The organism is Saccharothrix xinjiangensis (assembly GCF_039527585.1).
GTDB classification, from domain to species: Bacteria; Actinomycetota; Actinomycetes; order Mycobacteriales; family Pseudonocardiaceae; genus Actinosynnema; species Actinosynnema xinjiangensis.
This window is the reverse complement of the sequence record NZ_BAAAKE010000031.1, coordinates 64,434-78,445: the sequence shown is the minus strand read 5'-3', so window position 1 is coordinate 78,445 and position 14,012 is coordinate 64,434. Positions and strand designations below refer to the sequence as shown.

Sequence of the window (14,012 nt, the reverse complement as noted above, 5' to 3'; positions counted from 1 at the left end):
CCATGTCGATCGCGCGCGCACGCACCACCGGCACGCCGCCGGCCGCACCGCCGGAGCCGAAGGCGTTCGTGGCGGTGCTGGCGTTCGGCGGCATCGTCGTCTCGCTGGTGCACACCGCGGTGATCCCGCTGGTGCCGCTGCTGCCGGGCCTGCTGGGCGCGTCGCCGGCGGACACCGCGTGGGCGCTCACCGCCACGCTGCTCGCCGCCGCCGTGGCCACGCCGACGGTCGGCCGCCTCGGCGACATGTACGGCAAGCGCCGGATGCTGCTGGTCAGCCTCGCGCTGCTGGTCGCCGGGTCGGTGGTCGGCGCGCTCAGCGACGCCCTGGTGCCGCTGATCGCCGCCCGGGTCCTCCAGGGCCTGGCCGCGGGCGTCATCCCGCTGGGCATCAGCATCATGCGCGACGAGCTGCCCGCCGAGCGGCTGGGTTCGGCGACCGCGCTGATGAGCGCGTCGCTGGGGGTCGGCGGCGCGCTGGGGCTGCCCGCCGCCGCCCTGCTGGCCGAGCGGCTGCACTGGCACGTGCTGTTCTGGGCCGCCGCCGGCCTCGGCGCGATCGCCGCCGCGCTGGTCGCGGCACTGGTGCCGGAGTCCGAGGTGCGCACCGGCGGCCGCTTCGACCTGCTCGGCGCGATCGGCCTGTCGATCGCGCTGTCCTGCCTGCTGCTGGGCATCTCCAAGGGCGCGGACTGGGGCTGGACCAGCGGCGTGACCTCGGGCCTGTTCGGCACGGCGGCGGTGGTCCTGGCGGTGTGGGGCTGGTGGGAGCTGCGCACCACCGGGCCGCTGGTGGACCTGCGCACCGCGGCGCGGCGGCAGGTGCTGCTGACCAACCTGGCCTCGGCCGTGTTCGGCTTCGCGATGTTCGCGATGTCGATCGTGCTGCCCCAGCTGCTGCAACTGCCCGCCGCGACCGGCTACGGCCTGGGCCGGTCGCTGCTCGTCGTCGGCCTGGTGCTCGCCCCGTCCGGGCTGGTGATGATGGCGATGGCCCCGGTGTCCGCCCGCCTCTCCCGGGCCAGGGGCCCCAAGGCGACGCTGGTCACCGGCGCGCTCGTGGTCGCCGCCGGGTACGCGCTGGACATCGCGCTGATGACCGAGCTCTGGCACCTCGTGCTGGCGTCCAGCGTCATCGGGGCGGGCATCGGCCTGGCGTACGGCGCGATGCCCGGCCTGATCATGGCCGCCGTGCCGGTGTCCGAGACCGCCGCCGCCAACAGCCTCAACACCCTGATGCGCTCCATCGGCACGTCGGTGTCCAGCGCGGTGGCGGGCGCGGTCCTGGCCCGATCGACCACCCCGTTCGGCGGCGTCGACCTGCCCTCGCAGCAGGCGTTCCGGGTGATCCTGGCGATCGGCGCGGGCGCGGCCCTGACCGCCGCCGCGGTGGCCGCCTTCCTGCCGGGGCGCGACCGGGCCTAGGCGGTGGCAGAGGTCTGGGCGGCGGCCTGGTCTGGGCGGCGGCCTGGTCTGGGCGGCGGCCCGACCTAGACGGCCGACCAGCCGTTGTCCACGGGGACGACGACGCCGTTGACGTTGCTCGCCGCGTCCGAGGCCAGGAACACGATCACGGCGGCCTGCTCCTCGGCCTCCGCGACCCGGCCGAAGTTGCCCGCGTAGGCCCCGAGGGCGGCGGGGCCGCGGGCGCCGGGGTCGACGTCGAGCGCGATGGCCGTCCTGGTCGCGCCGGGCGCGATGGCGTTGGCGCGGATGCCCGCGTCCCGGTAGGTGATCGCGAGCGACCTGGTGAGCCCGACGACGCCGTGCTTGGCCGCGGTGTACGCGGCGCCCGCCGCGCTGCCCCGGAAGGCGGCCTCGGACGCGGTGTTGACGATCGCGCCCCGGCCCTTCGCCAGCATGTGCGGCAGGACCGCGCGGGTGAGCTTGAACGGCGCGGTGAGGTTGACCTGGAGCACCCGGTCCCACTCGGCGTCGGCCACGTCCGCGGCGGCGTTCATCCGGTCCATGATCCCGGCGTTGTTGACCAGCACGTCGACCCCGCCGAAGGCGTCGACGGCGGTGGCCACGACGCGGTCGACCACCTCCTGGTCGGCGAGGTCGCCGGTCACCGCCACCGCGACGCCGCCCCGCGCGCCGACCTCCGCGACGACGGCCTCGGCCGCCTCGGCGTCCAGGTCGGCGACCACCACCCGCGCGCCCGCCTCGGCGAACTCCAGGGCCACCGCCCGCCCGATGCCCGCGCCCGCCCCGGTGACGACCGCGCTGCGACCGGCCAGTCCGAAATCCCTCATCCCGCTCTCCCTTTTTATGGCACGTCGTGCCACTTAGTCTTACCACGCCGGGCGGTAAGATCGCCGCGAGTCGTTCGCGGGAGGTCGAGGTGCCGGGTGACCGTGCCGATGGGTCCCGGGGCCGGACCGGGCGCCCGCCGCTGACCGAGCGGCGCAAGGCGGAGACCAGGCTGGAGATCGCCCGCGAGGCCGTGCGGCTGTTCGCCGCCCGCGGCGTCGCCGCGACCTCGGCCGAGGACGTCGCCGAGGCCGCGGGCATCTCCGTGCGCACGCTGTGGCGCTACTTCCCCGCCAAGGAGGACTGCGTCCGGCCGCTGTTCACCGCGGGCATCGAGGCGGTGGCGGGCCTGCTGCGGGGGTGGCGGGCCGGCGACGAGGTCGCCGACCTGCTCGACGAGGCGGCCCGGGACACCGGCGCGGGCCGGGCGGACGTGCCCGCGCTGCTGGCCCTGATCCGGCTGGTCCCCGCCGAACCCGCCCTGCGCGCGGTGTGGCTCCGGGCGCACGACAACGCCGAACCGGTGTTCGCCGCGGCCCTCGCGGAGTCCTCCGGCGACGGCCTGCGCGCCAGGGTGCGGGCCGCGATGCTCAACGCCGCGCTGCGGGCGGCGGTGGAGCACTACGCCTGGCACACCGCGCCCGCGGGTCGACCGGAGGACGACGAGGACGGCCTGCTCGACGCGGTGCGCGAGGCGTTCCGGATCGCGGCGGACGGCGTGTCACCCCACCCGGGCTGCCCCCCGGCGCGATGACGCCCGACCCGGACCCAGGCCCGGCCCGGCCCGGAGCCGAGCTCGGGCTCAATCCCGAACCCGGGTCCCGGTCCCCGCTCCACCCTCGGTCCCGAGTCCGGTCCCAGCCCCGAGTCCGACCCCGGCCTCAGCTCCATCTCCGACCCCGGCCCCAGGCCCGGCCCCGGCGCGGAACAGCCCGTCGAGCAGCACCGGTATCACCCGCCGGGCAGCCTCCGGGGTGGGCGTGGCCTCGACCGCGCCCTGGAGCATGGCCAGCACGACCGCCACGTCGTCGAGCACGACGTTCCGCCTGAGGTGACCCGCCGCCCGGGAGCGGGCGAACGGCACGCGCAGCGCGTCGAGCAGCCGGCGGGCGCACCCGCGCTGGTCCGCCGCCGGGAACCCGCGCAGCTCCTCGACCAGCGGCCGCATCAGCACCTGGTGCACCATCACCTCGCGCAGCAGCCCGTGGAACGCGGCGGGGTCGTCGGCGTCGCGCCTGGCCGCCTGCCGCAGCAGGCCGAGCTGCTCGTGGGTCACCGCGAGCAGGAGGCTGCGGCGGTCCGGGAAGTGCCGGTAGACCGTCGCCTGGCCCAGGCCGGTGAGGTGCGCGATCCGCGTGGCGGACGGCATCCGCAGGCCGTGGCGCACCGAGTCGCCCACCACCGCCATGATGGCCGCCCGGTTGCGCCGGGCGTCGCTGCGTCGCGGACCTGTCATGCCGCCACCCCGGCAAAAGACCGATGTTACCCGTAGGTAATGAGAGTAGCACCGGGTGTGATCCCTCGGTACCCGACCGTAACCTGCCGGACCTGACGCCTTCACACGGGCGACGACCAGGAAGGAGCGGGCGTGCGCAAACGTCTTCTCGGGGCTCTGTGCGCGGTGCTGGCGGCCGTGGTCACGGCCCCGGCCGCACGGGCCGAGGCACCCGTCGACTACGTCGCCCTCGGCGACTCGTACTCCTCCGGCACCGGGGCGCCGCCCTACACCGGCGGCACCTGCTTCCGCAGCCCGCGCGGGTACGCCCAGCTGTGGGCCGACAGCCACGACGTGTCCTCGTTCCGGTACGCGGCCTGCGGCGGCGCGACCACCGCGAGCATGACCGACCAGTTCGCCTCGCTCGACGCGGGCACCGACCTGGTCTCCATCACCATCGGCGGCAACGACGTCGGTTTCGCGAGCACCATGATCACCTGCGTCACCGGGAGCGACACCACCTGCGTGAACGCGGTGAACACGGGCATCGAGAACGCGCGCACCGCGCTGCCGCCCAAGCTCGACGCCACCTACGCGACCATCCGGGGCCGAGCCCCGAACGCGACCGTGGTCGTGCTGGGCTACCCGCGCCTGGTCGAGCCGAACGGCTCCTGCCTCAGCGCGACCAAGCGCGCCGCGCTCAACCGGGGCGCCGACGCCCTGCACGAGGCCATCGCCGCCCGCGCCGCGTCCGCCGGCTTCCGCTACGTCGACGCCCGGGCCCACTTCGCGGGCCACGGCGCGTGCGGCCCGTCGCCGTGGATCAACCAGTTCTCCCTGCTGCGGCTCGTGGAGTCGTTCCACCCCAACGCGAACGGGTACCGGCTGGGCTACCTGGCGCTGCTCACCAGCGCGACCGGCTGACCGGGCGAGCCCCGCGTCCCCGGACGGGACGCGGGGCGGGCCGGTCAGCCGATGATCTGCCGGTGGGGTTCGATGAGCGCGACGACCCGCCGCTCGTCGCGCCCGCAGGGGCGGCCGGTGCACTTGGTCGAGATCCGGTCGACGATCTCCCACGAGGCGTCGCCCTCGACCCACTCGACGACGCGGCCCCGGACGGCGATCGGCTGGAACGGGTTGTCGACCGGCGTCAGGGAGAGCGCGACCCGCGGGTCGCGGCGCGGGTTGCGGGCCTTGCGGGACCCCGGGCCGGTGAAGATCACGACGTGGTCGCCGTGCGTGCCGATCCACACGGGGACCGCGTGGGGCGCGCCGTCGGGCAGGACGCCGGCGAGGTGGGCGATCGGGGTGCCGTCGAGCACGCGGCGCACAGCGGGGTCGAGCATCGTGGTGGGCTCCAGTCGCGGGTGGCCGGGGGGCACTGTCACGCCCTCCGGGGTTCCCTCAAGAGACCCCGAGACCGTAGCAGTTGACGTTCCTCCAGGGAACCCCGATTGCTAGGCTGGTCCCATGCAGCGCACGGACTTCGGCAGGATGGCGTGCTCGATCGCGCGCACGCTGGACGTCATCGGAGAGCCCTGGTCGCCGCTGATCCTGCGGGACGTGTGGGCCGGCATCACCCGGTTCGAGCAGCTCCAGGCCGACCTGGGGATCTCGCGCAAGGTCCTGACCGAGCGGCTCAACCACCTCGTCGACCACGGCGTGCTCGACCGCCGCCCCTACGACCGGCGACCGCGCCACGAGTACGTCCTCACCGAGAAGGGCGCCGAACTGGTCGACCTGCTCGTGGTCATGGCCGGCTGGGGCGACCGGTGGCTCGCCGGCGAAGCCGGTCCGCCGGTGCTCTACCGGCACCACGCCTGCGGCGAGATCAGCGGCGTCGACCTGCGCTGCGCGCACTGCGGCGAACCGGTGCACGCCGGGAACGTCGACCTGCTGCCCGGCCCCGGCGCGGCCGTGGCACCGGAGCCGGGCGCGTGACGAGTCCCGGGCGTTGGCCAGAACCCGGTGGGAGTTGGCGTTCCAGCCACTGGTGAGGGGTGCGCGCCGCCGCCAGGATCGACATCGTGATCACCACTCCCCCGCTGCTCGCGGAACCTTTCGCCCGCACCACCCTGGACTTCCTGCGCGCCTCGGTGTCCCCGGCCGTGGCCAACCACAGCATCCGCGCCTACTTCTACGCGGAGCACCTGGCCGACCGGTGGAACGCCCGGCAGCACGAGGAGTACGACCCGCGGGCCCTGTTCTTCGCCGCGATCCTGCACGACCTCGGCCTCGGCGACGCCGGCGCCCGACGACCGGACCGGTTCGAGGTCGCCGGCGCCGACCTCGCCACCGAGCACCTGCGCGACCACGGCGTCGACGCCGCCACGGCGGACCGCGTGTGGGAGGCCATCGCCCTGCACACCTCCACCGGCATCGCGGAGCGCCGCGGCCTGCTGTGCCGCCTGGTCGCCGCCGGGACCGCGCTGGACTTCGGCGTGGACCCCGACCCGGGCGCCGAGCACGTCACCGACGAGGTGGCGGCCGACCTCCACGCCCGCCACCCCCGCCTGAACACCTCCTCGGCGCTGCACGCCGCGATCGTCGGTCAGGCGCGGGCCGTGCCCACCAAGGCCCCGGTCGGCTCCGTGGCCCGGTACCTGGTCAAGACCGACGACCTGGGCGCGCCCTCGGACATCCCGATGCGGTGGGGCGACTGAGCAAGGCCGCAGCGCGCCTCACGCGTATGCCATCAGGCCGTCGATGCCCGAACTCACTTCACGGGTCACGTCACGTGCGGCTCGCGGGATCGTTGCACCGCGACGTGAACGGCTGCCCATTGCGCTGCCCGACGCCGCTCAACAGGCCGACCGGCCGGCCAGGACCGGCCCGCGCCCCTGTCGGGACGCGGGCCGGTCGGATCAGATCAAGCGATCCTCGGCCTCCCGGTACAACACGAGCGCAGTTCTCGACAGGGAGCGCAGCCCGTCTTCGTCCAACTCGTCGAGCACGCGCCGCAGCGCCGCCGTGTCGGCGACGATCCCGGCCAACAGGCCGATCAGGTCATCTCCACCGCGCGGGCGCGCTTGGGTGGACTCCATGCCGCGGTGTTCCCCCTTCTCCTCCGTCATGCGTCACGACCAGACGGTGATCTCGCCCGATGCCGTCAGGCCCATGAAGAACGACATGGTGACCCGGCGGTCGTCGGACGTGTTGGGACGGACGATGTGGTAGTTGCGGGAGTCGAAGAACGTCGCGTCACCGACCTCGGCCCGCACGACCGCGCGGGCATCGCCAAGGACGATCTTCTCGTCGTACCCGTAGGTGTCGCGGTTCTCCGGCAGCTCGTCGGTGACGCGCCAGCGGCGCTGGTAGACGTTGGCCTCGCCGCCCGACCGCGGGGCGGCGAGATGGACGTTGAACGCCAGCTGACACATCGGCATCTCGTCGAGCAGCCCGGGAACCTCGCGGATGACGTCGTCGAAGTGCAGCTTCATGCCGAGGTTGATCTCGCGGATCATCCCGGCGAACAGCGTGCGTCCCGCCACCGCGGCGCGGCGGACGGGGTTGCCCCAGATCCGCTCGATGCGGCTCAGCGCGATGGGCAGGGGGTCCTCGCCCCCGAGGAGCCCGGATCTGGTTTCCTCCGACTGGGTCGCGTGCTCCCAGTACGACACCGGCAGCTCGCCGGACGCCGACTCACCGTAGTAGTCGTAGATGGCGGGTCCCAGCTTCGGCACCCGGGGCTGCACCCGTTGCTCGTCGTAGCTGCCCATCGGGCAGGTGGCGAGCGTGGTCATGATCCGCTCGCACTCCTCGTGCGTGAAGAGCTCCGGGACTCGAATCGCGGCCAAGGCCCCGGACGCGACCTGGGCGAGGTGATCCCGGCCGGGCTCCGCCACGTCGGCCACTCCGAACAGCTGATAAACCGGAGACGCCTGCGAGGCGAGGTTCTGCTCGTGTGAAATCGATGTCGTGGACATGGTCCTGATTCCCCCTGGTTTCAGTGCAAAGTGTTGTGTCGGACCCGGTCGCGGCCCAGGTCGCCTTTAGCGGGCCTGCGGAGCGGATGGTCAGGCGATCACCCTTCCGCGGCCCGGAGGAGGTCCCCGACGCGGTCGGTGCGCTCCCAGGTGAAGTCCGGCAGCTCACGGCCGAAGTGGCCGTAGACGGCGGTCTGCCCGTAGATGGGGCGGAGCAGGTCGAGGTCGCGGATGATCGCGGCCGGGCGGAGGTCGAAGACCTCGGCGACCGCCTTCTCGACCAGGTGCGGGGAGGTCGTCGCGGTGCCGAAGGTCTCGACGAACAAGCCGACGGGTTCGGCTTTCCCGATGGCATAGGCCACCTGGACCTCGCAGCGACTGGCGAGGCCTGCTGCCACGACGTTCTTCGCGACCCACCTCAGGGCGTAAGCAGCCGATCTGTCCACCTTGGACGGATCTTTGCCGGACAGCGATCCACCCCCGTGCCGGGCCATCCCGCCGTACGTGTCCGCGATGATCTTCCGACCCGTCAGCCCGGCGTCGGTGATCGGCCCGCCTACCTCGAACGAGCCGGCGGGGTTGACCAGCAGGCGGTAACCCCCCACGTCGAGCTCCACGCCGCTGTTCGCCAGCGCCGCCAGGACCGGTTCCACCACCGACTCCCGCAACTCGCCCGCCAGGACACCTGCGTCGACGCCCCGTTCGTGGTGAGCGGACACCAGCACGGTGTCCAGGCTCACCGGGCGGTCGCCGTCGTACCCGATCGTGACCTGTGTCTTGCCGTCCGGCCGCAGGCCGCCGACCGTCCCGTCCCGGCGCACCTCGGCCAGTTTCCGGGACAGCCGGTGCGCCAGGTGGATCGGAAGGGGCATCAGTTCCCGGGTGTCGTCGCAGGCGTAGCCGAACATCAGCCCCTGATCCCCCGCACCCTGACCGGACAGCTCGTCCCGGTCGCCGTCGACCCGCGCCTCGTAGGCGACGTCGACGCCCCGGGCTATCTCGTCGGACTGCTGGCCGAAGGACAGCAGGACCTCGCACGTCTCGCCGTCGAAGCCGGTGTCCGCCGAGTCGTACCCGATGGCGAGCAACTTGTCGCGCACGAGCTGCTCGTAGGACGGTGACGCGGTTGTGGTGATCTCGCCGGCGACGTGCACCAGCTTGCCGGTGACCAGGGTTTCGACGCATGCCCTAGACCTCGGGTCGGCGGTCAGGAGCACGTCCAGGACGGTGTCGCTGATCTGGTCGGCGATCTTGTCCGGATGGCCCTCGGTGACAGATTCAGAGGTGAAGAGGCGTATCGACATGGTTTTCCTCGCGAAGTTCGCTGGGTCAGGTGGGAACCGCTTCGATGAGGGACGACCGCGGACCGGTTCGGATCTCGTCGATGGTGAAACCGTTGGCTCCGAGGAGCGCCGCCCAGTCGGACCGGGTGCGTTCCCGCCCCCCGAGCAGCACCAGCATGTGGAGGTCGAGCAGTGCGGTCGGCCCGGCGTCGCAACCGTCACCGAGGACCTGTTCGACCACGAGGAGCCGGCCGTGCCCCGGCACCGCCGTCCGGCAGCGGCGAAGAATTCGGCCGGCGTCCTCGTCGTCCCAGTCGTGCAGGACCTGCGACAGCACGTAAACGTCGGCGCCGCGGGGCACGTCGGTGAAGAAGTCGCCGGGCACGACGTCGGCGCGTCCGTCGAGGCCGGCCGCGGCCAAGACCTTCCGAGCCTCCTCGACCACGTCCGGGAGGTCGAAGACCGCCGCCCGCAGGGTCGTGTGGCGGGCGAGCAGCGCCGCGACCAGCGCGCCGTTCCCGCCACCGACGTCGACCACGGTGCGCGTGCCGGCCCAGTCACGTTCCAGCAACGGCACCGACCGGAGCCGGACCAGCTCGGACTGGGCGCGGTTGAACCGGTGCGCGGCGTCCGGGTCAGTCGCCAGCCAGTCGAAGTAGCGGGCGCCGTGGAGGTGGTCGAACGCGGGCTCGCCCGTGCGCAGTGAGTGGGCAGCGGCCGCCCATGAGGCATAGGCCTCCCCACCCATCAGCTCGGCGAAGTTCCCCGGGGAGGCCGGGGTGCGGGTGCACAGCAGCGCGCCCATGTCGGTGAGGCCGAACGTGTCCGGGTCGGCGAAGGTGAAGAGCCCTTCCCCGACCAGGACGCGGAGAAAGCGCCTTAGGGCGTCGCGGTCGCAGCCCGCCTCGGAGGCGAGCCGGTCCACCTGCACGGGCCCGTCGTCGAGGCGGTCGGGGATCCGCAGTTCATTGACCGCCATGATGGCCTGGGAGACGATGTAGCCCATGATCTTCCGGCGCAGTTCGGCGTTCAGGTCCGCCACGGTTCACCGCCCCTGTTGACGAGCCAGGGGAACAGCGGCTGATCCAGCGCCTGCCGCAGGTAGTCCGCCCCCGACGTGCCTCCGGTTCCCGGCACCCTGCCGATGATCTTCAACGTGAGTCCCCAGTGCGTACGCTTCATCCTGTTCCAGGCGTCGTCCAGGCACGCCATCGAGTGGGCCACTCCCGATGGCCGGTCGAGCGCGAGGTAAGCCTCCTGCAACGACGGCTCGTCCCCGTCGGAAGCGGGCGCACCCGCGGCCCCGACCCGGGCACTGGACGCGGCCAAGCGCTCGACCGCGCGGTAAGCGGTCGATTGGACGGCGCTGCGCCCTGCGGTGTAGCCGCGGATGACGGCGAAGACGTCGACCGGCATCGTGGTGAGGACCCGGAACACCGCCGGGGTCGTCCTCACCCGCGCCGTCGCCGAGTCGAGTTCGTCCCGGGCGCTCTCGGCATCACCGGACACGAGCGCGACCCGTGCCCGGCGCAGCGACGTGACCACCTGCTCGTAGACGCCCTCGAAAATCTGGATGCACCGAATGAACATCTGTTCGTCGTGCAGGCGGGTCATCGGCAGGAGGGTGACCTCGACCGCCTCGCGAAGCGGGCCGGGGACCCGGTCGAGCACCGTGCCCGCCAGGCTGCGGGCCGTGCGCTGGATCGAGCCGGACCGCTCGTCGACGGCTTTCGCGGACGCGGACGCGGCCATCTGTTCCGACATCAGGGCGGGCATCATCACACCGCACGCGGCGAGCACGCGAACAGCGGCGCGGGTCCGAACCTCGTGCGCCCGATCAGGTGTCGCCGCCAGGGCCTCGGCTTCGATCCGCAGAAGGTCGGCCGCTGTCGCCACCACCAACTCGTCGAGCACCCGGCGGCGCCCGTCGGGCGCGGCGCGCCCGACCACCCAGGCCAAAACGCCCGTGCAGACGTAGGAGTGGTAGTCGCCGTCGTCCTGGTCGAAGGTCGAAGGCAGCCACGCCCGCAGCAGCGAGGGCTTCACGGGAAGGCTGTCGTAACTCGCGCGCAGCAGGGCGACCAGCGCGCCGTCGGCCGCCGCCCGGCCGGTGACGCGAAAGTGCGCGACGGTCTCGGCGTAGGGGAACGCTTCAGCGGTGGCGCCCCGCTCGTGCCAGCGGCTCATCGCCCGGCGGGCGGTTTCGCCGGAGCGCCCACTGTCCTGGGTCCGGCACGCCCGGAGGCCCGCGCCGCCCGGACCGGTGCGTCCCACCTCGACGAGCGCCCGCTCGGCCCGGAGCGCCTCGGGTGTGATCACGTCGACCTCCTGGCGGGCGTCCCGGAGGTGACCGGGTCACCGCGGCCCACCACGCTGACCCGGTACTCGCACGGGCCGAGGGCCCGCAGCAGCGCGTCCAGGATGCGTTCCGGGACGCAGTGGTCGCCGCAGGTGAACACGTCGAAGAACAGCGCCCCGAGCTCCGGGTACGTATGCACGGAGACGTGCGACTCGGACAAGATGTAGACAGCCGCGAGACCTATCGGCTCGAACTCCTTGAGCTGGACGCCGCACAGCGTCGCGCCCGAGTCCGTGATGCCGAGGGCTATCGAATCGAGGATTCGGGTGTTGTCGAGGACGACGTCTTCCGCCACGCCCGTGATGTCGCACATGATGTGCTTGCCCGAGAAGTCGTACTGGCTCATGATTCCCTCCATCTCATCGCCCGGGTGGCCCACTCGAGGCAGGAGGACAGGTTCGCCCGCAGCAGCCGGCTGTTCGCACCGCGCACCACGAACGACATGACCGCGTCGGTGCTCACGGTGGCCTCGCCGAAGGCCCGCGGCAGGTCCGCGCTGACGTGGAATCGCTCGACGAAACCCGGTAGCGGTGGACCGTCCACGGCCTCCAGCACGCCCGGTCGGGGCGGCACCAGCAGCCAGCCGAACCGGTCGGCGGACGGGGTGAAGCCCACGGGCTCGTCCAGTCCGGCCTGCCGCCGGTACCAGGTCCGGACGGGATTGATCCCCGCTGCCGCACCGAGCGTCTCGAACACGTGCGCCCCGCCCAGTCGGGCGGCCACCTCGCAGAAGTGGATCTCGTCGGTGCCGGCCCGGCGGAACACCTCCAAGTGGAACGGCGTGAACCCGGTGGCGGGGAACAACCCGACCACTCGGACGGCGAACGCCGAGAGCCGCTCTGCGAACGAGTCGCCGGGGTCGAGCTGCCAGCTGCCCAGAGGTCGGCCGTCCGCGAAGGCGAGGCAGTCGTTGAAGTAAGCCGACGGACAGCTGAAGAGCACCTCGCCGTGTTGCATGAAGCCGTCGACGTGGTACACCGAACCCTCGATGAACTCTTCGACCAGCACGTCGTCATCGGGACGCGAGGCGATGTCGCGCAGCAGGGCGTCGGGCGAGCGGACCACCGCCACGCCTCGAGACCCGTAGCCGAACCGGGGCTTGACCACCAGGGGCCACCCGACGCGGTCGGCGAAGGCGACCGCGTCGGCGGGACCAGCCGGCCGGTGGAACCGCGGGGTCGGCAGCAGGTCCGCGACTCGTTCCTTCATCGACAGCTTGTCCCGGTAGGGCAGCGCGTCCGCACCGCTCAACCCGGGGATGCCGTACCGGTCGCGGACCCGCGCCAGCCGTAGCACGTCCTCCTCCGTGCCGTAGACGATCCGCGACACGTCGTGGTCTCGGCACAGCCGGTGGAGCTGCTCCACAACGGCGTCGCCGGTCGAGTAGGAGGCCACGGCGACAACCCGGTCGAACGCGTCGGCATAACCCGGGGCGGCCTCGTCGCTGGTGACGAGCACGACGCGGTGGGCGATGTCCCGCAACCACTCGCCCAGCGGGGTGATCGCGGCAGGGATGCGGTGCGCGATGAGGATCAAGCCGTCGTCAGTCCGCACCGGTCGTCCCCCTCTCGGGAACGGCACCGCTCGGCGCGGTGAACCTGCCGAGCAGCAGCGGGACGCAGGCGAAGATCACCAAGGCCATCGCGGTGAAGTAGAGCGGGGCAGCGCTGTCGAGGAGCAGTCCGCCGGTGAGCGGACCGAGGAAGAACCCGAGGTAGCGGAGTTCGGCTATGCCGAAGTACACGCCCTTGCGGTCGCCCTCGGCTATCTCGTGGACCGCGATGTCCGGCATCGGCAACAGCACTCCCTCGCCCAGGGTCCACAGCGCGATCCCGGCGAAGTACCACACGAGACCGTGCTGCCCCGCCCAGAAGCAGGCGAACGACAGGGCAAACGCGGCACACCCGGCGATGACGAACGGCCCGCGCGGCACTTTCCGCGAGGCCCGGTAGATCAGCGGCTGGAGCGCCAGAGCGAGCACGGCGTTGGCGATGAAGAGCGCCGCGAAGTAGGAGCCGGCGGCGTCCCCGTACTTGTCGCGCACGATCAACGGCAGCATCGACTCCAACTGCGAGAACACGAAGAAGATGGTCAGCCCGGCCCCGACCGCGGCCAGAAGGCGCCGGTCACGGGCCGCGTCGCGCAACGCGTAGGAGGAGGACGGCCGGTCCGCGTCCCGGTCCAGGGCGGACAGCTCACGGCCGCAGGTGACGAGGAGGACGAGGTACCCCGCGTAGAAGGCCGCCGGAACGAGGAAGAACGCCACCACGTTCGTGGTGTAGAGCACGCCACCGACAGCCGGTCCGACGATGCCGCCCATGCAGAACGCCATGTACCGCAGGCGGAACAAGCGGCCGTCGTCGTCCACCTGCGACAGCAGTTTCTTGCCGCCCGGTTCGAGGAGGAGGCGGAACACGCCCAGGCTGAGCAGGAGCACGATGGCGAACGTGCCTCGGACCGATGTCAACGAGGTGTAGACGACGACGTAACCGGCGAGACCGGCCGTCATCAGGCGCACCGCGCCGAACCGGTCGACCAGCGCTCCGCCCAGCACCCCGCCGACCGACGCGGTGAACGCGATGCCGCCCACGACGAGCCCGATCGCGGAGGCGCTCAGCGAGGTGCGGTCCGCGAGGTACAGCGGGGCGAACGGCAGCACCGCGAAGAACGCCACCGCGTTGAGCAGCGCGCCCAGTACGAGGATGGCCTGGGTGCGACCCAACCGCCACAACGATCCCGACACCGTCCCTTGTCGTT

At 72.4% G+C, this 14,012-nt stretch carries 16 protein-coding genes; 5 read left to right on the top strand and 11 right to left on the bottom strand.

Annotated features, from left to right (window positions below):
- The first annotated feature begins 2 nt into the window (after window positions 1–2).
- Entirely contained in the window at window positions 3–1,424 is a 1,422-nt protein-coding gene (locus ABD223_RS37620) for an MFS transporter (RefSeq protein ID WP_344041994.1), read from the top strand.
- A gap of 65 nt (window positions 1,425–1,489) precedes the next feature.
- Here ABD223_RS37620 and ABD223_RS37615 read toward each other — a convergent pair whose 3' ends face one another.
- Window positions 1,490–2,254, bottom strand: a complete 765-nt coding sequence (locus tag ABD223_RS37615) for an SDR family NAD(P)-dependent oxidoreductase (RefSeq protein ID WP_344041992.1) — start codon at window positions 2,252–2,254, stop codon at window positions 1,490–1,492.
- 89 nt (window positions 2,255–2,343) lie between these two features.
- On the opposite strand from ABD223_RS37615, the gene ABD223_RS37610 reads away from it, so the two are divergent.
- Window positions 2,344–3,006, top strand: a complete 663-nt coding sequence (locus tag ABD223_RS37610; protein WP_344041990.1) for a TetR/AcrR family transcriptional regulator — start codon at window positions 2,344–2,346, stop codon at window positions 3,004–3,006.
- A gap of 48 nt (window positions 3,007–3,054) precedes the next feature.
- Here the strand turns inward: ABD223_RS37610 and ABD223_RS37605 are convergent, their stop codons facing one another.
- Complete coding sequence (locus ABD223_RS37605; RefSeq protein ID WP_344041988.1) at window positions 3,055–3,708, bottom strand: TetR/AcrR family transcriptional regulator; 654 nt, start codon at window positions 3,706–3,708, stop codon at window positions 3,055–3,057.
- A 132-nt stretch (window positions 3,709–3,840) separates the two neighbouring features.
- Here ABD223_RS37605 and ABD223_RS37600 point away from each other — a divergent pair, with 132 nt between their 5' ends.
- The gene (locus ABD223_RS37600) at window positions 3,841–4,611 is read left to right on the top strand and encodes an SGNH/GDSL hydrolase family protein (protein ID WP_344041986.1); all 771 of its coding nucleotides are present in this window, start codon (window positions 3,841–3,843) and stop codon (window positions 4,609–4,611) included.
- A gap of 44 nt (window positions 4,612–4,655) precedes the next feature.
- Here the strand turns inward: ABD223_RS37600 and ABD223_RS37595 are convergent, their stop codons facing one another.
- On the bottom strand, window positions 4,656–5,075 hold the full coding sequence (locus ABD223_RS37595) for a TIGR03618 family F420-dependent PPOX class oxidoreductase (protein WP_344041984.1): 420 nt from the start codon (window positions 5,073–5,075) through the stop codon (window positions 4,656–4,658).
- Window positions 5,076–5,157: 82 nt separating this feature from the next.
- Between ABD223_RS37595 and ABD223_RS37590 the strand changes: the two genes are divergently transcribed.
- Entirely contained in the window at window positions 5,158–5,628 is a 471-nt protein-coding gene (locus ABD223_RS37590) for a winged helix-turn-helix transcriptional regulator (protein WP_344041982.1), read from the top strand.
- A gap of 86 nt (window positions 5,629–5,714) precedes the next feature.
- Window positions 5,715–6,350, top strand: a complete 636-nt coding sequence (locus ABD223_RS37585) for an HD domain-containing protein (RefSeq protein ID WP_344041980.1) — start codon at window positions 5,715–5,717, stop codon at window positions 6,348–6,350.
- A gap of 201 nt (window positions 6,351–6,551) precedes the next feature.
- Here ABD223_RS37585 and ABD223_RS37580 read toward each other — a convergent pair whose 3' ends face one another.
- From ABD223_RS37580 to ABD223_RS37545, 8 genes are all read right to left on the bottom strand, one after another.
- Complete coding sequence (locus ABD223_RS37580; RefSeq protein WP_344041978.1) at window positions 6,552–6,761, bottom strand: hypothetical protein; 210 nt, start codon at window positions 6,759–6,761, stop codon at window positions 6,552–6,554.
- 3 nt (window positions 6,762–6,764) lie between these two features.
- A complete protein-coding gene (locus ABD223_RS37575) occupies window positions 6,765–7,541 on the bottom strand; it encodes a 2OG-Fe(II)-dependent halogenase WelO5 family protein (RefSeq protein ID WP_344041976.1) in 777 nt (258 codons plus the stop codon).
- 170 nt (window positions 7,542–7,711) lie between these two features.
- The gene (gene metK, locus ABD223_RS37570) at window positions 7,712–8,917 is read right to left on the bottom strand and encodes a methionine adenosyltransferase (protein WP_344041974.1); all 1,206 of its coding nucleotides are present in this window, start codon (window positions 8,915–8,917) and stop codon (window positions 7,712–7,714) included.
- 25 nt (window positions 8,918–8,942) lie between these two features.
- The gene (locus ABD223_RS37565; protein ID WP_344041972.1) at window positions 8,943–9,938 is read right to left on the bottom strand and encodes a methyltransferase; all 996 of its coding nucleotides are present in this window, start codon (window positions 9,936–9,938) and stop codon (window positions 8,943–8,945) included.
- On the bottom strand, window positions 9,926–11,215 hold the full coding sequence (locus tag ABD223_RS37560) for a tryptophan 2,3-dioxygenase (protein ID WP_344041970.1): 1,290 nt from the start codon (window positions 11,213–11,215) through the stop codon (window positions 9,926–9,928). Before ABD223_RS37560 ends, ABD223_RS37565 begins: the two co-directional genes overlap by 13 nt.
- Window positions 11,212–11,601: an adenosylmethionine decarboxylase gene (gene speD, locus ABD223_RS37555; RefSeq protein WP_344041968.1), complete on the bottom strand. Its 390-nt coding sequence runs from the start codon at window positions 11,599–11,601 to the stop codon at window positions 11,212–11,214. The genes ABD223_RS37560 and speD overlap by 4 nt, the downstream gene beginning before the upstream one ends.
- On the bottom strand, window positions 11,598–12,809 hold the full coding sequence (locus tag ABD223_RS37550; RefSeq protein ID WP_344041966.1) for an ATP-grasp domain-containing protein: 1,212 nt from the start codon (window positions 12,807–12,809) through the stop codon (window positions 11,598–11,600). Before ABD223_RS37550 ends, speD begins: the two co-directional genes overlap by 4 nt.
- Complete coding sequence (locus ABD223_RS37545; protein WP_344041964.1) at window positions 12,799–13,998, bottom strand: MFS transporter; 1,200 nt, start codon at window positions 13,996–13,998, stop codon at window positions 12,799–12,801. Before ABD223_RS37545 ends, ABD223_RS37550 begins: the two co-directional genes overlap by 11 nt.
- Window positions 13,999–14,012 lie beyond the last annotated feature (14 nt).